We start from the raw sequence: 17,517 nt of genomic DNA on the forward strand, positions 1-17,517 counted from the left end.
ATGCGGTGTCACATCCGACCCTCTGGCGAGCCTAGCCCGGCCGGTCTCACTCTGTGAGTGGATCGCTACGCAGCGATGTCCATGCATGTCGACCTGCCCTCGGGCACGGAAGACCCCCGCGACCGCTACCGACGGCCCGGGGGCATGGCCCTCAACCGCATCGGAGTTGAAGACGTGTCGCACCGTATCGCCCTTCTCGTCGAGCCGCTGCTGCGGCTGCTGTGGCCCGCTTTCGGGCGGCACCGGCACCGGAGCCGGCACCGCGCCGGGGGAGTGGCGCGGCCCACCCCCGTGCCGACCGCCCCCGCCGCACCCAGTCGCCGTACCTCCCCGCACGAAGCCCTCCTCCACGGCGAGGACTCCCGGCTCGCCCGCCCCTACCTCCTCGCCCACGAACGACACGCGCAGGCCATGCAGCAGCGCGCCCGCCGGTGGACCCTCTGGCTCGCCGTGCACGGCATCGACGTAGGGTCGCGGCGCATCCACGGCGTTGACGTCGGCTCGCGCCGGATCCGGGGCGCCGAGGCGGCCGCCGCATGATCTATGAGAGTCACGACGCCGCCGCCCCCACGGTCAGTCGGCCTCGCCTCCTCCCCTGGTCCAACCTCGACGGCAACCCCTGCTACCTCGTCACCGACGACACCGGCACCGGCCGTCTTTCGCGCCTCGCCGACGACGTCGAAGCCGTCCAGCTCGGCATGGCCGACGATCTCCTCGGTCACGCCGTCGATCTCCTGAGCGACAGCAAGGCCACCGCACCCCAACTTCGTTACCTTGCCGTCTGCTTGGTCGAAGCGCTTCACGACGTGCACCGCATCGCCCGCAGCAGGGGAGACCGCCTCCCCGTGCCCTATGGCGACGAGGAAAGCTTCGACGCCGCCCCGGAGGGGGACCCCGGCACCTGACCCGCCCGCCCCGCCGTCGACCGTGCGGACGTACCGGCACAAAGCCCCCCGTACGTCTGCATGCTCGGCCATGTCCTATGCCCTGTTCTCTTCCCCTCACCCCGCCCCCTGGGCACAGAATGGATCTCCGGGGAACGGCGGGACGTACGGAGGGGCGCGGGCTGTGGTGGTGCACGTTGAGCGGGACGAGGTGGAGCGGCCGTTAGTCGCGCAGTTGGAGGCCATGGGCTGGACGCATGTGCCGGGCGGGGAGCTGGACACGCTCGACGCGGCTGTGCCGCTGCTCGTCGACCAGCTCGGCCCCGCGCTGCGGCGGATCAACCTCCGGGGCAGTGACGGTCAGCCCTGGATGGGCGAGGACGACATCCGGCGGTCGGTCGGTGAGCTCGCTTCCCTCTCCCTCGGCAAGGGCGTCGTGCACGCGAACCTCGCCGCCACCGACATGCTGCTCCACGGCTGGACGCTTCCCTCGCCATCCGCCGCGCACGGTGGCCCGTCCGCCACGGTCCAGTACGTCGAGTGGCATCCGGACCTCGTCACGCGCAACACCTTCGCCGTCGTGGACCAGCTCCGCGTGCGCAGCCGCTCCGGCGAGCTGTCGATACTCGACGTCGTCCTTTTCGTGAACGGCATCCCCCTCGTCGCCGTCGAGTGCAAGAGCCCCGATCTCGCCGAGCCCGTCCGCAGTGCCGTGCTCGATCTCCGGCACTACGCCGGTAATCCCGTTCTGGACCTCGACGCCACCAGCGCTCCGGTCCCCGCCGGGGTACCGGAACTGTTCCGGACCGTGCAGCTCCTCGTCGCCGCGACCGGCGCGACCGCCCACCTGGGTACCGTCACCTCCGAGCCCGAGCACTTCCACCCGTGGCGCAGCGTCGAACCGGAGGAGGAGAGCAGACTGCGGCGGGAGCTGCGTACCGCCGGACTGCTCGAGGACGGCGCCGACCCGGCCGCGCCTGCTCCGCTCGGCGAGCAGCAGAAGCTCGTCGGTGTGGTCCTGCGGCCGGCCGCCCTGCTCAATGTCGTGAGGCACTACGTGATCCCGATGGCCGTCGAGTCGGGGGCGGACGGTGGGGCCGTGCGGACCGTGAAGGCCGTTGCCCGGCACCAGCAGTACCGGGCCGCCGAGAAGGCCGTCCGCAGGCTGCTGACCGGGCGGGCCCGTGTTGGGCGGGACACCGAGGACGAGCGCGGCGGTGTCATCTGGCACACGCAGGGCTCCGGCAAGTCGCTGACCATGACGTTCCTGGTGCGGCGAGTGCACCTGCACCCTAGACTCAGCGAGTTCATGGTGGTCGTGGTCACCGACCGCACCCAGTTGCAGACCCAGCTTTCACAGACGCTGAAACTCAGCGAGTCCGACGTCGAGACGGCGCAGACCCGGATGCAGATGGAGGGACTGCTGCGCGACGGCGGGCGGCGCGTCGTCTTCGGCATGATCCAGAAGTACGGCACCGGGTTCACCTTCGCCGGGGACGCGGAGGGCAGCGGGGACGACCGGGATCTGACGGGAGAGGGAACGGACCCGAGCGAGGAGGAAAGCCCCGGCCCCGTACCGGATTTCCCCGAGTGCAACACCTCGCCGGACATCCTCGTCCTCGTCGACGAGGCGCACCGTTCCCACACCAGCGTTCTGCACGCCGCCCTGCGCAAGGCGATCCCGAACGCCGCCAAGATCGGGTTCACGGGTACGCCGATCATCACCGGGCAAGAGGAGGACACCCGCCGGATCTTCGGGCGGGGCGACTCGCCGCGGGGCTTCCTCGACGAGTACCGGATGGAGGACGCCCAGCGTGACGGCGTCGTCGTCCGTATCCGCTATGAGGGGCGGACGGGGCAGGGCGAGGTCCGTGACGGGGAGGTCCTCGACAGGGGGTTCGACGACCTCGTCCGGGACCGCACCCCCGAGGAGCGGGCCGCGCTGCTCAAGCGGTGGCCCACCGAGCGGGACGTCGCCGAGTCCGTTCCCATGATCGAGGCGAAGGCCGAGGACATGCTGGAGCACTGGGTCACCACCGTGCTGCCCGGCGGCTTCAAGGCACAGGTCGCGGCCGTCAGCCGGAAGGCGGCCGTGCAGTACCACCATGCCCTGCGCAAGGCCCGTGACGAACTGCTCCAGCAGCTGGCCGAGTTCGACCCGGAGTCGGTGAAGGGGACACCGCCGGAGAAGCTGTCCGTCAGACAGCGCTATCTCCACCAGGCTTACCGGTTCCGGGCGTTGCTGCGGCGGATCGACTTCGTTCCCGTCATCTCCCCGGGTGCCGGCCACAAGCGCGGGGAATGGAGGGAGTGGACCGACGCCGGCCGCCAGGAGGCGTACACCGAGCGCTTCCAGAAGGCGTTCCCCGAGCTGGCGCCCGATCCGGAGTGGGTCGCGGTGACCCCCATCAATCCACCGCAGGCCCCGACCCATCCCACCGATTCCGTCGGCGGTATGAACACCCCGTGGTCCGAGGCCGCGAACAGCGAACCGCCGCCGCTCCCCACCTCGGTGCCCGACCCCGTGCACCCCGACAGCCCTATCGCGTTCCTGATCGTGAAATCCATGCTGCTCACGGGATTCGACGCCCCGCGCGAACAGGTGCTCTACCTGGACCGGCCGATCCGGGACGCCGAGCTGCTCCAAGCCGTCGCGCGTGTCAATCGCACCACACCCGGCAAGGAGGTCGGTTACGTCGTCGACTACTACGGCGTCTTCGAGCACCTCTCCAGCGCACTCGCCGGGTACCGGAACGCCGACGTCACCGACACCATACGCGATCTGTCCTACGAGGTGGACAAACTCGGCCCCGCCGCCCAGAAGGTCCGCGACTTCCTGCGGCGCAACGGCATCGACGACGCGCAGCTCGACCAGGTCGCCAAGCTCGGGCCCGCGGCCCTCACCCTGCAGCCCGAAGACCTGCGGTTCGACTTCGACGAGGTGCTGCACGAGTTCCTCGCCACCCTCGAACGCGTCCTTCCGCACGAGGACGCCTTGGACTACGTGGCGGACGCCCGGCGCTGGAGCCTGCTCCAGAAGCGGGTGCGGCGGCTGTGCCGGGACGACGAGGGCGGCACGTTCACCCTGCGCCGGTATGGGCGCAAGGTCCGGGCGATGATCGCCGACCACCTCGAAGGGCCGGAAATCGACCAGGTCATCCCGCCGGTCTCGCTCACGGCCCTCACCTTCGACGACGCCGTGCGGCGGCTGCCACCGCAGGAGGCGGCGGCGGAGATGGGCCATGCGCTCCGCTTCCACCTGGAGGAGCGGACGAAGCGGGAGGACCCCGCGAAGTACGAGCGGCTCTCCAAGCGCCTGGAAGAGATCCTGCGCACGATGCCGGGTCGCTTCGAGGAGCAGATCGAGGAGTTCGGCCCGCTGATCGAGGAGGCCAGGCAGGAGCAGGAGGAGTCGTCGGAGCTCGCCGGTCTCACCCCGCTCGAACAGAGGGTGTACCGGCTCGTGGAGCAGATCCTGGAGGACACCCCAGGGATCAGGTTCGCCGATGGCGGAGACGCCAGGCGGCTCACGGGCAAGGTGTGCGACGTGGCCACCGGGGTCATGGCCAGGGCGTCGTACCAGGGACAGCACCAGGACATCAGCATGCTGGCCGGAAACCTCCAGGACGCCTTGCTCAATAACGGTGTCCGGCCGGTGGGCGGGGACTGGGTGTCATTGGAGAACGCCGCTGAGCGCCTGGCCTCCTTCGCGCAGGACAACCTGCGGCTGTTCCGGAGCAGGGCGAGGGGAGAATAGGCGGGTGACCGCGCCAGCCGATCCTTCGACCTGTTCCGCCCCCGAAGCCCTCCTGACTGTCGACGGGCTGTCTCTGCGGGTGCGTGCCAATACCCGAAGGAAACGGTTCGCCCTGACCGTCGAGACCGACGCGACCCTCACCCTGCACACCCCGACCGGGCGCTCGACAGCAGAAGCGGAGCAGTTCGTCCGCGCACACCGGCACTGGCTCCTGACCAAGCGGCGGGAACGGGAGCGCACACGCCCGTTGAGCCCCGTCAAGCAGCTCGTCGAGGGAGAGGTCTTCCGCTATCTAGGGCGGACGTATCGGCTGGCCGTTTCCGCTGAGGAGGGGGCGAGCGGAGGAGTCCGATTGATCGCGGGGCGCCTTGTCGTGGGTCGGAATCTGGCGGCGGAGCCGCAGGCGGGTCGGGCAGCGCTGGTCGACTGGTACTGCCGGGCCGGCCGGAGCTGGACGGGACATCGGCTTCAGCCCTGGGCAGCCCGCATCGGGGTGACCGAGCCGGACCTTGAAGTGCGAGACCTGGGGGACCGATGGGGCTCCTACCGGCCTCCGCAGGACGGGGCGGGTGCCAAGGGCCTGATGAGTCTCGGGTGGCCGCTCTTCCAGCTGCCCATGCATCTGATCGACTACGTCATCGCACATGAACTGGCCCACGTGAAAGTGTCCGGGCACCGAGAGGACTTCTGGCGGCTGCTGCGGACCGCGCTACCCGAGTACGAAGAACGGCGGGAAGACCTAGACGAGTTGGGGCGGCGGCTCTGGATGGGCGATGTGCGATAGGGCCTGGCTGCACTTCACGAGTGCAGCCAGGGAAGTGCAGTCGCAACAGGGGTTGTGAGATTCCTGCAACGTCATCTGGCGGCGATCTGTACTCCATCGCTGAGATGGCGCCAGCCCGCCAGTTTCAGCCCCCCTACCTCATCCTCTAGGACGGCGACTCCGGCAGCCTCCGCGAGCGTATGACTGACACCCTCGGCGAGCCGACCGCCGCCCATGGCGTCACTCCCCGGCCGCGTCGATCAGCACCTGTGCCAGCTCGCGCGGTCGGGAGAACATCGGCCAGTGGCCGGTGTCCATGCGGACCAGCCGCCAGTGGCCGTCGGCCACCAACTGGGCCACACGGTCGTCGGGTTCTTCCCCGTCGGGTGCACAGAGGACGTAGGTCGCCTTCAGGGCGCGGAGCGGTCGGGTCAGTGCGGCGGGCTCGGTCAGGGTGCGGCCCGGGTGGGGCGTGGAGTGGGCCACGATCCGGGCGATCTGCTGCTCGGTGAGGTCATGACCCACGAAGTGGGAGGCGGGGGCCGGCGGCCAGAAACCGTCGTTCCGGGCCAGGGACGCCTCGATGTCCGGCCACGGCCCGGCGAAGGACACCCCGTCGGCCGGGACGCTGGAGTCGAGGAACACGGTGTGCGCCAGGCGGTCCCCGATCCGCTCCGCGGCCTGGCCGACCGGGACACCGGCGGAGCTGTGTCCCACGAGGACGACCTCGCGCAGATCCAGCCGCAGGACCTCGTCGACGATGTCCTGGACGTGCGTCCGCTGCCCGGCCGGGACGCCCCGCTTCTCGGCGAGGCCGGAGAGCGTCAGCGGTGGTCGCCGTGACCGGCTTCCCACAGGTGCGGTATGACGTCGTCCCAGGCCCATGCGCCCAGGCGGGCGCCCGGTACGAGTACGAAGTTGACCATGGGGGCACGGTAGCGGTGGTTCAGGGCGCTGGGGCCTTGTTTGTGGGGCAACCCGGTCCGGGTTCAGGGCGTCCTGCGGTCAACGCGAGCGGGATCGCCCCGCACGTCCCGACAGCGGAGGTCCGCCGCCGCACGAGCCGTAGTTCGGCGTCCTGCGGATCTCCAACTGCGGGGGCGGCCCTCCCGGACGCTCCGCCGATTGAGCGGGCTGCCTGCGTCAGCTCCAGGCCCTCGCGCTCCCGCCAAGTCCCGGCAGGCGGTCCCTAGGACCGCCGGGCTGCGCGGCGGCCGACGAACACGCCCAGCAACACGAGTGCCGCGTTCACCGCGATCGCCGTTTTCAGGCCCGTCAGGACGGCCGGGGTGGTCGTGCCCGGCATCGCGGCGGTGGCGATCGCGCTCATGATCGGGGCGCCCATGGTGATGCCGATCTGCTGGGTCATCGTGGCCAGGCCGGTGGCGAGGCCCTGTTCGTGGTCGGCCAGACCGGACGTGGCGGTGACCATGAAGCCGACGATGACGAGCATGTTGCCGACGCCGCCGGTGAAGGTGGCGGTGAGCAGGAGCGCCAGCGAGCCGTGACCCTCGCCGAGACCCAGCAGCGCCGCCGTGGACACGGCCTGGACGAGGCCGCCGACGATCAGCGTCCGCCTGTTGCCCAGCCGCCCGATGACCCGGGGCGCGGCCGAGCCGCCGGCGACCGTACCCGCGCCCAGCACACCGAAGGCCAGCCCGGCCGCGAGCGGGGAGAAGCCGAGCACGTTCTGGAGGTAGAGCGTCAGCAGGAAGACCAGCGAGGTCTCGGTGAGGAACGCGAGCAGCCCGACGACGTTCCCCCAGGCCACGGTGGGCCTACTCAGCACCCCGAGCGGCACCAGCGGGGCGGCCGCCCGGCGCTCGACGGCGTGGAAGGCGAGCAGCAGGGCGGCGCCGACGGCGAGCGAGAGCAGTGCGTGCGGGGAGGTCCAGCCGTGCTCGCCGGCCTGGGTGAGGCCGAGGACCACGGCGAGGAGGCCGAGGGTGACGGTGAGGGCGCCGGGGAGGTCCAGCCGGGGGCGGTCGACGGGCCTGGACTCCGCGACGACCGTCGGGGCGAGGAGCAGTACGGCGAGGGCGACGGGGACGTTGACGAAGAAGGCCCAGCGCCAGGAGAGCAGGTCGGTCAGGACGCCGCCGAGGATCGCGCCGGTGGTGAACCCCGCTGACATCAGCGCCCCGTTGAGCCCGAGCGCCTTCTCCCGCAGGGGCCCCTCGGGGAACGAGGTGGTCATCAGCGACAGCCCCGCCGGGGTCACCGCGGCCGTGGCGAGCCCTTGCAGCAGGCGGGCGGCGAGCAGCACCCCTGGGCTGGTGGCGAGACCGCCCGCGAGAGAGGCGACGGCGAGTACGGCGAGGCCGCCCAGGAACAGCCGACGGCGCCCGAAGAGGTCGGCCACGCGGCCGAAGAGCAGGGTGAATCCGGCCGCGCAGAGGGCGAAGGAGGTCCCGATCCACTGGAGCCCGGCGAGGGGGAAGCCGAGGCCCCGGCCGATGACGGGGAGGGCGACGTTGAGGATGGAGAAGTCCACGGCGAGCATGAACTGGGCGGCGAGGAGGAGCACGAGGGTGAGGCGGAGCCGGGGGGTGAGGGTTGGTGCGAGCGTCGTCGTCATGCACGCCAGGCTGGCCGGAGGGGCGGGGGCCGGCCAGAACCGTGGGGAGGGTGGTCATGACGTGACCACCCTTGGCGGGGCGGAGCACGCCATCATGGAAGCCCCGACCTCCAGGAGGCAGCGATGGACGTCCCGTCCGGCCTGGGCGAGTTCCTCAAGTCCCGCCGTGCGGGCTTGCGTCCGGAGGAGGTGGGCCTCACCCCGCTCCCGACCCGGCGCCGGGTGAGCGGCCTCCGCCGGGAGGAACTGGCCATGCTCTCCGGCGTCAGCGTCACCCACTACACCCGTCTGGAACAGGGCCGCGCGGCCGGCGCCTCGGACTCCGTCCTTAGCGCCATCGCCCGCACCCTCCGCCTGACCGACGACGAGACGGCTCACCTGCGCGCGCTGGCCCGCCCGTCCCGCCGTACGACACCCTCCCGCCCGGAACACGCGAGCGCGTCGGTACGCCAGTTGCTGTCCGCGATGCCGGGCGTCCCCGCCCTCGCGCTGGACCGCCGCAACGACATCCTGGCGTGGAACACTCCCGGCCACGCGCTCCTGGCCCCCCACCTCCCCACCGACGCCCCGGAAACCCCCGCCACCCGCCCCAACCTGACCCGCATGCTCTTCCTGGACCCCACCTTCCGCGCCCTGCACCGGGACTGGCCCACGGAAGCGAACCTGGCGGTGGCCTCCCTCCGCCAGATCACGGCCCGCCATCCCCACGACCAGCGCCTCACCGGCCTGGTGGGCCAACTGACCATCCGCTCCGAGGAATTCACGACCCTGTGGAAACGCCACCCGGTCCGCACCTGCACCTCCGGCGTAAAACACCTCGACCACCCGACGGCGGGCCCCATGGACCTGACCTTCGAAACCCTGACCCTCCCGTCCCCCTCGGGCCAACGTCTGATCACCTACACGGCAGAAGCAGGCTCGACTTCGGAACGAGCACTCCGCGACCTGACGCAGCCCCCTGAGACGGAGCACCGGCTCATTTCCCGCTCGGCAGAGCGGTGACGACGGCACCCCGCTCGAGCGTGCGCACCCCCGCCCCCGACAGCCACACCTTCGCACTGTGGGGCGGGTCCAGGAGCTCGACCTCCTTTCCGTGGCGGAGGATCGAGTCCAGGGTCAGGGGTCCCGCGTATTCCTGGCCGACGCGTGCGATGCCGGCTGTACAGCGGACCACGCATACGGCCGTGTCGAAGCCCTCATGCTCGACCGAGTGGATCTGCAATCGTGCTGCTGAGTTCATTCACCCCTCCTCGGGCCAGAGGCACCCTCAACTGCCAGGGATCGCGGGCGTGTAGGGGCGGCACGCCCCCACCTTGACGAACACCAGTGCAACCCTCCCGCCTCCCCACGAGTCAATCCGTGCATGACGCATCGGATATCACCCCGCGCCCGTAAGGGTGCGCTCGCCGCTGTTCTGGGCGGAGTGCTGCTCGTGCCCGTTGTCGGGGCCGCCCCCGCATCCGCCGCCACCGCGGTCACCTGCACCTCCGCCAAGGCCGGGCTCGCGGCGAAGCTGAGCAAGGACATCACCGCCGCGCTCGCCAACCGCAAGGGCAGCGTGGCGCTCGGGGTGTACGAGGCGGGCACGAAGACGACGTGCACACTGCGGGCGACCAGCTCGTACGACTCGGCGAGCACCGTCAAGGTCACCGTGCTGGCCACCCTGTTGTGGGACGCGAAGAAGCACAACCGGTATCTGACCAGCACCGAGACCTCGCTGGCCACGGCGATGATCACCAAGTCGGACAACACCGCGACCAGCAAGCTGTGGAAGCAGCTCGGCGTGACGAAGGTCAAGGGCTTCCTCACGGCCGCCGGGATGACGAAGACGACGCCGGGCGCGAACGGCTACTGGGGTCTGACCCAGATCAACGTCACCGACGAGCAGAGGCTGCTCAAGCTCGTCACCGCCAAGAACTCCGTGCTGAGCGACAACTCCCGTGCGTACATCCTGAAGTTGATGGGCAAGGTCATCTCGTCCCAGCGCTGGGGCACCCCCGCCGGCGCCCCCTCCACCGTCGCCGTGCACGTCAAGAACGGCTGGCTGCAGCGCTCCACCCACGGCTGGCGCGTCCACAGCCTCGGCACCTTCAACGGCGGCGGCCACGACTACACGATCACCGTGCTGACCCAGGACAACAGCACGATGAACTACGGCGTCACCACCATCCAGACCGTCGCCAAGGCCATCCACAAGGACCTGGTCCCCACCACCGCCAAGACGTCCCTGTACGTCCCCACCAGCACCCCCCGCGAGGCGTTCGTCGCGACCCCGCCGCAGGGCTGATCCTTCACCGGGCGCTCTCCCGCCGGTCACCGTGCACGCCCTACGGTGACCGGCATGCGCACCGTGCTCGCGGCCCTCGCCGCCGCCACCCTCGCCGCCACCGGCACCGCGAACGCCGACACCCCGCGAAAACAAGCCTGTTCGGCCTCCGTCGCCATCGACAGCTTCTCCGACGCCCTCGACAAGACCACCTACGACGGTGTCTACGTGGGCAACCTCTCCGCCCTCGCCGTCGACCGCGACGGTTCACTCGCCGCGCTCTCGGACCGTTCCACCCTGTTCCGCCTGGACGCCAGGGGTCCGGCGGGAGCCGTGACGCTCCCCGGCGATCTCGATTCCGAGGGGCTCGCCGTCGACCGGGACGGCACCCGACTGGTCACCTCCGAGACCGAGCCCTCCGTACGCCGCTACTCCCGCGAGGGCGAACTCCTGGAGCGGCTCCCCGTCCCGCCGGACCTCCGAGTCGCCCCCGCCGGCCGCGCCACCGCCAACCAGACCTTCGAGGGCCTCACCCTCCTCCCCGGCGGCCTCACCCTCCTCGCCTCCATGGAGTACGCCCTCGCCGGCGACACCCCCGGCACCGTCCGCTTCCAGACCTGGACGCGGGACCACGGCCGCTTCCGCCTCGGCGCGCAGTACGCGTACCGCACCGACGGCCCCGCTCTGGGCGTGCCCGAGGTGCAGGCCACCCCCGACGGGCGCCTCCTCGTGCTGGAGCGCGGCTTCGAGGCGGGCGTCGGCAACACCGTCCGGCTGAACCTCGCGGACCAGGGCCACGCCACCGACACGTCCCGTATCGATCACCTCACCGGACAGCCCGGAGTCCGAACCCTCCACAAGACCCGGCTCGCGGACCTGGCCGACTGCCCCTCCCTCGGTGCGACCGCCCGCCAGCCCCAGCCCAACCCGCTGCTGGACAACATAGAGGGGATGACCGTCACGGGCGGCGGCCGCAAGGCACTCAAGGTGCTCCTGGTCAGCGACGACAACCAGAACCCGGCCCAGACGACCCGCCTCTACCGCCTCCGCGTCCGCCTCGGCTGAGACTCCCGTCCGCTTTCCAGCCCGAAGGAATCTCCGCGGTCAGCCCCAGCCCCAGCGCCCGCGCCGCTCCTCCACATGCCGCCGGATCGCGTCCTGCGGGTCACGCCGCCCCCGCCCCACCGCGTGGATCGCCCGCCGCAGATCCTCCGCGCCGTGCGGGTCCGGCGGCCGGACGGGGCAGCCGCCGTCCGGGAGCGACCACCCCTTGGACGCGCCGTACCGCCGGGCCGCCGCGTCCAGGTCGGCCGCGTCGGGCACGTCGATGTCGCCCTTGTCCATGACCGCCTCCAGCGCAGAGACCGTACGAACGCGTCGCATTCCAGCACGAACCACGACGCCCCGCCCGCCGTGCGGCACATTCCCGCCCGGAATACCCCCATGCACCCTCGTGTTTGTGCCTCACGGAAGATCAGGCAGAGCGACGGAGGACACCCGCGTGGGACCGCAACAAGGATGGGCGCGACGGCTGGCGGGATACGCCTGGCGCCATCCGAAGGACGTCGTCCTGGCGCTGGGCGCCTCTCTTGGCGGGATGGCCGTCATGGCCGTGGTCCCGCTGATCACCAAGGTGATCATCGACGACGTGATCGGCGACCACACCCGTGACATGGCCCCCTGGGCCGGTGCCCTGATCGCCGCGGCCCTGCTGATCTACGCCCTCACCTACGTCCGCCGCTACTACGGCGGCCGGCTCGCCCTGGACGTCCAGCACGACCTCCGCACCGGGATGTACGACACGATCACCCGGCTCGACGGCCGCCGTCAGGACGAGCTGTCCACCGGGCAGGTCGTCGGCCGGGCCACCAGCGACCTCCAGCTCATCCAGGGTCTGCTGTTCATGCTCCCGATGACCATCGGGAACGTCCTGCTCTTCCTGATCTCGCTCGGCATCATGGCCTGGCTGTCGCTCCCGCTGACCCTGGTCGCGCTCGCCGTCGCCCCCGCCCTCGGCTGGATCGCCCGCCGCAGCCGGACCCGGCTGCACCCCGCCACCTGGTACGCCCAGGCCCAGGCCGCCGCCGTCGCGGGCGTGGTCGACGGCGCGGTGAGCGGCGTACGCGTGGTGAAGGGGTTCGGGCAGGAGGAGCAGGAGACCGGGAAGCTGCGCGAAGTCGGCCGCAGGCTGTTCGCGGGACGGCTGCGCACCATCCGGCTGAACAGCAAGTACACCCCCGCCCTCCAGGCCGTCCCGGCGCTCGGCCAGGTCGCGATGCTGGCCCTCGGCGGCTGGCTGGCGGTGCGCGGGCACATCACGCTCGGCACCTTCGTCGCCTTCTCCACCTACCTCGCCCAGCTCGTCGGCCCGGTCCGGATGCTCGCCGTGGTCCTCACCGTCGGCCAGCAGGCCCGCGCGGGCACCGAGCGCGTCCTGGAGCTGATCGACACCGAGCCGTCCCTCAAGGACGGCACCAAGCCCCTCCCCGCCGACGCCCCCGCCGCCGTCGAGTTCGACGACGTCTCCTTCGGCTACGACCCGGAGCGGCCGGTCCTCGACGGGCTCAGCCTGGAGATCCGCCCCGGCGAGACCCTGGCCGTCGTCGGCTCCTCCGGCTCCGGCAAGTCCACTCTCTCCCTGCTGCTGCCGCGCTTCTACGACGTCACCCACGGCGCCGTCCTGGTCGGGGGCCACGACGTGCGCGAGCTGACGCTGGACTCGCTGCGCGCCGCGATCGGCCTGGTCCCGGAGGACTCCTTCCTGTTCTCCGCCACCGTCCGCGAGAACATCGCGTACGGCCGCCCCGGTGCCACCCAGGACGAGATCGAGGCCGCCGCGCGCGCCGCCCAGGCCGACCGGTTCGTCCGCGAGCTGCCCGAGGGGTACGACACCAGGGTCGGCGAGCACGGCCTGACCCTCTCCGGCGGCCAGCGCCAGCGCCTCGCGCTCGCCCGCGCCCTGCTCACCGACCCCCGCCTGCTGGTGCTGGACGACGCCACCTCGGCGGTGGACGTACGGGTCGAGCACGAGATCCACGAGGCGCTGGCCCACGTCATGGCGGGCCGGACCACCCTGCTCATCGCACACCGCCGCTCCACCCTCAGCCTCGCCGACCGCATCGCCGTGCTGGACGGCGGCCGTCTGGTCGACCTCGGCACCGACGAGGAACTCCAGGAGCGCTGTCCGCTCTACCGCAGGCTGCTCACCGACCCCGACGAACTGGGCGCCCCCTCGCCGGGCCGCGCCCGCCCGGCCGAGCGCACCGAGGACACCTCCGTACGCGAGGAGCTGGACGCCGAGTTCGACGCCGAGCGCGGGGTCACCCCCCGGCTGTGGACCGGCGACCGCACGCCGCGGGAGCAGACCCTCTCGGGCACCCCGGCCACCCCCGAGCTGCTCGCCCAGGTGGAGGCGCTGCCCCCGGCCACCGACACCCCGGACGTGGACGAGGCCCGCGCGGTCCGCGCCGAGGACTCCTACGGGCTGCGCCGCCTGTTGCACGGCTTCGGGCGTCCCCTGCTGGTCAGCCTGGCGTTGGTCGCCGTCGACGCGGGCTCCGGCCTGCTGCTGCCGGTGCTGATCCGGCACGGCATCGACGAGGGCGTGACCCGTACCGCCCTCGGCGCGGTCTGGGCGGCCTCCCTGCTCGGCCTGCTCACCGTGCTGGTGCAGTGGACCGCGCAGTACGGCGAGACCCGGATGACCGGCCGCACCGGCGAGCGGGTGCTGTACGCGCTGCGGCTGAAGATCTTCACCCAGCTGCAGCGGCTCGGCCTGGACTACTACGAGCGCGAGCTGACCGGCCGGATCATGACCCGGATGACCACGGACGTGGACGCGCTGTCCACGTTCCTGCAGACCGGCCTGGTCACCGCGTTCGTCTCGGTCGTCACCTTCTTCGGCATCATGGGCGCCCTGCTGGTGCTGGACGTCCAGCTCGCGCTGGTCGTGTTCGCCACCCTGCCCCCGCTGATCCTCGCCACCTTCTTCTTCCGCCGGGCCAGTGTGAAGGCGTACGAGCTGGCGCGGGAGCGGGTGTCGGTGGTCAACGCCGACCTCCAGGAGTCCGTGGCGGGCCTGAGGATCGTGCAGGCGTTCCGCCGCGAGCGGGACGGCGGGCGCCGGTTCGCCGAGCGCAGCGAGTCCTACCGGCAGGCCCGTATCCGGGGCCAGTGGCTGATCTCCGTCTACTTCCCCTTCGTACAGCTCCTGTCCTCGGTCGCGGCCGCCGCCGTGCTGATCTCGGGCGCCGGGCGGGTGGAGGCGGCCACGCTGACCACGGGCGCGCTGGTCGCCTACCTGCTCTACATCGACCTGTTCTTCGCCCCGGTGCAGCAGTTGTCCCAGGTCTTCGACGGCTATCAGCAGGCCACCGTCTCGCTGGGCCGCATCCAGGAGCTGCTGCGCGAACCGGCCTCCACCGGGGCCGCCCACGCCCCGCTGGAGGTGCTCTCGCTGCGCGGTGACATCGCCTTCGAGGACGTGTCCTTCGCGTACGGCGACGAGGAGGAGGCGCTCACCGGGATCGACCTCGCCATCCCGGCCGGGCAGACCGTGGCGTTCGTCGGCGAGACCGGCGCGGGCAAGTCGACCCTGGTCAAGCTGGTCGCGCGGTTCTACGACCCGACCTCGGGCCGGGTCACCGCCGACGGCACCGATCTGCGCGCGCTCGACCTCACCTCGTACCGGCACCGGCTCGGGGTGGTGCCGCAGGAGGCGTACCTGTTCCCCGGCACGGTCCGCGACGCCATCGCGTACGGGCGGCCGGACGCCACCGACGCCGAGGTGGAGGCGGCGGCGCGGGCGGTCGGCGCGCACGAGATGATCGCCACCCTGGACGGCGGCTATCTGCACGAGGTCGCCGAGCGCGGCCGCAATCTCTCGGCCGGGCAGCGCCAGCTCATCGCGCTGGCCCGCGCCGAACTGGTCGACCCCGACGTGCTGCTGCTGGACGAGGCGACCGCCGCGCTGGACCTGGCCACCGAGGCGCAGGTCAACCAGGCCACCGACCGGCTCGCGGGCCGCCGTACCACCCTGGTGGTGGCGCACCGGCTGACCACGGCCGCGCGTGCCGACCGCATCGTGGTGATGGAGCACGGCCGGATCGTGGAGGACGGCCACCACACCGAACTCCTCGCCCGCGACGGCCGGTACGCCGACATGTGGCGGACCTTCACCGGCCAGTCGGAGCCGGAGGAGCCGGTCGGCGTCACCTCCTGAGGAGCACGGCCGCCGGGGACCGCGCAACCATCCGGCACATCTGACGCGTCCGTACATCAGTACGTAGATCGCAAAGGTGTGCCCATGGGGCGGGGAAGGACGAGCGGTGGACGGTGGGGCGATACGGCGGTGGGCGGCACTCGGCGCGGCCGCGTTGTCCCTGTCCGGGGCGTTCGCCCTCGCGGCCCCCGGCACCGCCGATGCGGCGACGAGGGGGCGGTGCGCGGGACGCGAGGTGCGCACGCTGCCGTTCCGCACCGGCACGGTCCACCTCTACCGGAGCAACGGCTATGTGTGCGCCATCACGGTCGCCAAGAAGTCCGGCTCCGGCGTCCTGCTGGTCAGCGTGCAGGCGCGCGGCAACCGGCCGGTGACCGACCAGGGCCGCTACAAGCACCACGCCGGACCGGTGACCGTCCACGCCGGGCACCGGTGCGTCAAGGTGCGCGGAGCGGCCGGCCGGGGCACCGTCGCCTCCGGCTGGATTCTGTGCTGATCACGCGAACCGGTCAATCCCCTCTGGTGTGAAGGCAGTTGCTCGGATAGCTTCCGGCGGACATCTGTCTCACAGGGGAGAGTGCGCATGCGCAAGGCGCTGAGATGGCTGCTGGCGCTCACGGTGCTCATCGGCACACTGGGCACGGCGGGCACAGCGGGGGCGGCCACCACCGCACCGCCGGCACCCACGGACATCAAGGACCGGCTGCTGGCGATACCCGGCATCAGCCTGGTGGAGGAGAAGCCGTACACCGGCTACCGCTACTTCGTCCTGAACTTCACCCAGCCGGTCGACCACCGGCACCCGGACCGGGGCACCTTCCAGCAGCGGATCACCGTGCTGCACAAGGACGTGAGCCGCCCGACCGTCTTCTACACCGGCGGCTACAACGTCTCCACCACACCGTCCCGCCGCGAACCCACCCAGATCGTGGACGGCAACCAGGTCTCGCTGGAGTACCGCTTCTTCACCCCGTCCCGCCCGGCCCCGGCCGACTGGTCCAAGCTGGACATCTGGCAGGCGGCGAGCGACCAGCACCGCGTCTTCGAGGCGCTGAAGCCGCTGTACCCCGCCAACTGGCTGGCCACCGGCGGCTCCAAGGGCGGCATGACGGCCACCTACTACGAGCGCTTCTACCCCCGCGACATGGACGGCGTGGTCGCGTACGTCGCCCCCAACGACGTGGTCAACAACGAGGACTCGGCCTACGACCGCTTCTTCGAGCGGGTCGGCACCGAGGAGTGCCGCGACAAGCTGAACGCCGTCCAGCGCGAGGCGCTCGTCCGCCGCAAGCCGCTGGAGCAGCGGTACGCCCAGTACGCCGCCGACAACGGCTACACCTTCACCACCATCGGCTCCCTGGACAAGGCGTACGAGGCCGTCGTCCTGGACTACGTGTGGGGCTTCTGGCAGTACAGCGGCCTCGCCGACTGCGACTCGATCCCGTCCGGCGCGGCCACCGCGACCGACGACGCGATCTGGGACTCGGTCGACACCATCTCCGGCTTCTCCGCCTACACCGACCAGGGGCTTGAGCAGTACACGCCGTACTACTACCAGGCGGGCACCCAGCTCGGCGCGCCCACCATTCACTTCCCGCACATCGAGCGGAAGCTGATCCGCTACGGCTACCAGCCGCCGCGCAACTTCGTGCCCCGCTCCATCCCGATGCGCTTCCAGCACGGCGCCATGCGGGACGTGGACAACTGGGTCCGGCACGACGCCCGGCACATGCTCTTCGTGTACGGGCAGAACGACCCGTGGGGCTCGGAGCGCTTCCGCCCCGGCGCGGGCGCCCGTGACTCCTACGTGTTCACCGCGCCCGGCATGAACCACGGCGCGAACGTCGCCGGACTCGTCGCCGACGAGCGGGCCTTCGCCACCGCCCGCATCCTCAAGTGGGCCGGGGTGGCGTCCCCGGCGGTCCAGGCCGACCCGTCGGCGGCGAAGCCGCTGGCCCGGTTCGACGGCCGGCTGGACGTACGGGACGTGGAGCGCGAGCCCGCGCTGCGCCCGTAGCGCAGGCGGGGGAGGGGGCGCCGGATCACGT

13 protein-coding genes and 1 pseudogene are annotated in these 17,517 nt (G+C 71.4%); 10 read left to right on the forward strand and 4 right to left on the reverse strand.

The features are described 5' to 3' along the window. The first annotated feature begins 57 nt into the window (after positions 1-57). From E5082_RS26365 to E5082_RS26380, 4 genes are all read left to right on the forward strand, one after another. The gene (locus E5082_RS26365) at positions 58-540 is read left to right on the forward strand and encodes a hypothetical protein (RefSeq protein ID WP_229918965.1); all 483 of its coding nucleotides are present in this window, start codon (positions 58-60) and stop codon (positions 538-540) included. Further along, the gene (locus tag E5082_RS26370; RefSeq protein ID WP_135793738.1) at positions 537-905 is read left to right on the forward strand and encodes a hypothetical protein; all 369 of its coding nucleotides are present in this window, start codon (positions 537-539) and stop codon (positions 903-905) included. The genes E5082_RS26365 and E5082_RS26370 overlap by 4 nt, the downstream gene beginning before the upstream one ends. A gap of 163 nt (positions 906-1,068) precedes the next feature. Further along, complete coding sequence (locus tag E5082_RS26375; protein ID WP_135793739.1) at positions 1,069-4,641, forward strand: type I restriction endonuclease subunit R; 3,573 nt, start codon at positions 1,069-1,071, stop codon at positions 4,639-4,641. 4 nt (positions 4,642-4,645) lie between these two features. Beyond that, positions 4,646-5,425 carry a M48 family metallopeptidase gene (locus tag E5082_RS26380; RefSeq protein ID WP_229918964.1) on the forward strand — a complete coding sequence of 260 codons (780 nt, stop codon included), beginning with the start codon at positions 4,646-4,648 and terminating at the stop codon, positions 5,423-5,425. Between the two features lie 219 nt (positions 5,426-5,644). Here the strand turns inward: E5082_RS26380 and E5082_RS26385 are convergent. Both E5082_RS26385 and E5082_RS26390 read right to left on the reverse strand, forming a co-directional pair. After that, positions 5,645-6,330: pseudogene (locus E5082_RS26385) on the reverse strand (alpha/beta fold hydrolase). Positions 6,331-6,593: 263 nt separating this feature from the next. Next, entirely contained in the window at positions 6,594-7,982 is a 1,389-nt protein-coding gene (locus E5082_RS26390; RefSeq protein ID WP_135793740.1) for an MFS transporter, read from the reverse strand. 123 nt (positions 7,983-8,105) lie between these two features. Between E5082_RS26390 and E5082_RS26395 the strand changes: the two genes are divergently transcribed. Beyond that, positions 8,106-8,984, forward strand: coding sequence for a helix-turn-helix transcriptional regulator (locus E5082_RS26395; RefSeq protein WP_135793741.1), 879 nt, complete (start codon positions 8,106-8,108; stop codon positions 8,982-8,984). Here the strand turns inward: E5082_RS26395 and E5082_RS26400 are convergent. Next, complete coding sequence (locus E5082_RS26400) at positions 8,959-9,222, reverse strand: hypothetical protein (protein WP_135793742.1); 264 nt, start codon at positions 9,220-9,222, stop codon at positions 8,959-8,961. The two genes, E5082_RS26395 and E5082_RS26400, sit on opposite strands and share 26 nt — an antisense overlap. A gap of 123 nt (positions 9,223-9,345) precedes the next feature. Here E5082_RS26400 and E5082_RS26405 point away from each other — a divergent pair, with 123 nt between their 5' ends. Both E5082_RS26405 and E5082_RS26410 read left to right on the forward strand, forming a co-directional pair. Continuing rightward, complete coding sequence (locus tag E5082_RS26405) at positions 9,346-10,269, forward strand: serine hydrolase (protein ID WP_135793743.1); 924 nt, start codon at positions 9,346-9,348, stop codon at positions 10,267-10,269. Between the two features lie 54 nt (positions 10,270-10,323). Next, complete coding sequence (locus E5082_RS26410; protein WP_135793744.1) at positions 10,324-11,313, forward strand: esterase-like activity of phytase family protein; 990 nt, start codon at positions 10,324-10,326, stop codon at positions 11,311-11,313. Between the two features lie 39 nt (positions 11,314-11,352). Here the strand turns inward: E5082_RS26410 and E5082_RS26415 are convergent, their stop codons facing one another. Then, complete coding sequence (locus E5082_RS26415) at positions 11,353-11,631, reverse strand: hypothetical protein (protein WP_135793745.1); 279 nt, start codon at positions 11,629-11,631, stop codon at positions 11,353-11,355. A 118-nt stretch (positions 11,632-11,749) separates the two neighbouring features. Here E5082_RS26415 and E5082_RS26420 point away from each other — a divergent pair, with 118 nt between their 5' ends. From E5082_RS26420 to E5082_RS26430, 3 genes are all read left to right on the forward strand, one after another. Continuing rightward, the gene (locus E5082_RS26420; protein ID WP_135793746.1) at positions 11,750-15,469 is read left to right on the forward strand and encodes an ABC transporter ATP-binding protein; all 3,720 of its coding nucleotides are present in this window, start codon (positions 11,750-11,752) and stop codon (positions 15,467-15,469) included. Between the two features lie 106 nt (positions 15,470-15,575). Beyond that, complete coding sequence (locus tag E5082_RS26425) at positions 15,576-15,965, forward strand: hypothetical protein (protein WP_135793747.1); 390 nt, start codon at positions 15,576-15,578, stop codon at positions 15,963-15,965. Positions 15,966-16,052: 87 nt separating this feature from the next. Then, positions 16,053-17,486 (forward strand): S28 family serine protease, encoded by a 1,434-nt coding sequence (locus tag E5082_RS26430; RefSeq protein WP_135793748.1) that lies wholly within the window; start codon positions 16,053-16,055, stop codon positions 17,484-17,486. Positions 17,487-17,517: the final 31 nt, after the last annotated feature.

It is taken from the genome of Streptomyces griseoluteus, from assembly GCF_004784465.1.
GTDB lineage: Bacteria > Actinomycetota > Actinomycetes > Streptomycetales > Streptomycetaceae > Streptomyces > Streptomyces griseoluteus.

What these genes read in the sequence shown, in the direction of transcription:
- E5082_RS26370 (WP_135793738.1), top strand. Translation starts at nt 537, where the DNA reads ATGATCTATGAGAGTCACGACGCCGCCGCCCCCACGGTCAGTCGGCCT.
- E5082_RS26390 (WP_135793740.1), bottom strand. Translation starts at nt 7,982, where the DNA reads ATGACGACGACGCTCGCACCAACCCTCACCCCCCGGCTCCGCCTCACC.
- E5082_RS26395 (WP_135793741.1), top strand. Translation starts at nt 8,106, where the DNA reads ATGGACGTCCCGTCCGGCCTGGGCGAGTTCCTCAAGTCCCGCCGTGCG.
- E5082_RS26400 (WP_135793742.1), bottom strand. Translation starts at nt 9,222, where the DNA reads ATGAACTCAGCAGCACGATTGCAGATCCACTCGGTCGAGCATGAGGGC.
- E5082_RS26405 (WP_135793743.1), top strand. Translation starts at nt 9,346, where the DNA reads ATGACGCATCGGATATCACCCCGCGCCCGTAAGGGTGCGCTCGCCGCT.
- E5082_RS26410 (WP_135793744.1), top strand. Translation starts at nt 10,324, where the DNA reads ATGCGCACCGTGCTCGCGGCCCTCGCCGCCGCCACCCTCGCCGCCACC.
- E5082_RS26415 (WP_135793745.1), bottom strand. Translation starts at nt 11,631, where the DNA reads ATGCGACGCGTTCGTACGGTCTCTGCGCTGGAGGCGGTCATGGACAAG.
- E5082_RS26430 (WP_135793748.1), top strand. Translation starts at nt 16,053, where the DNA reads ATGCGCAAGGCGCTGAGATGGCTGCTGGCGCTCACGGTGCTCATCGGC.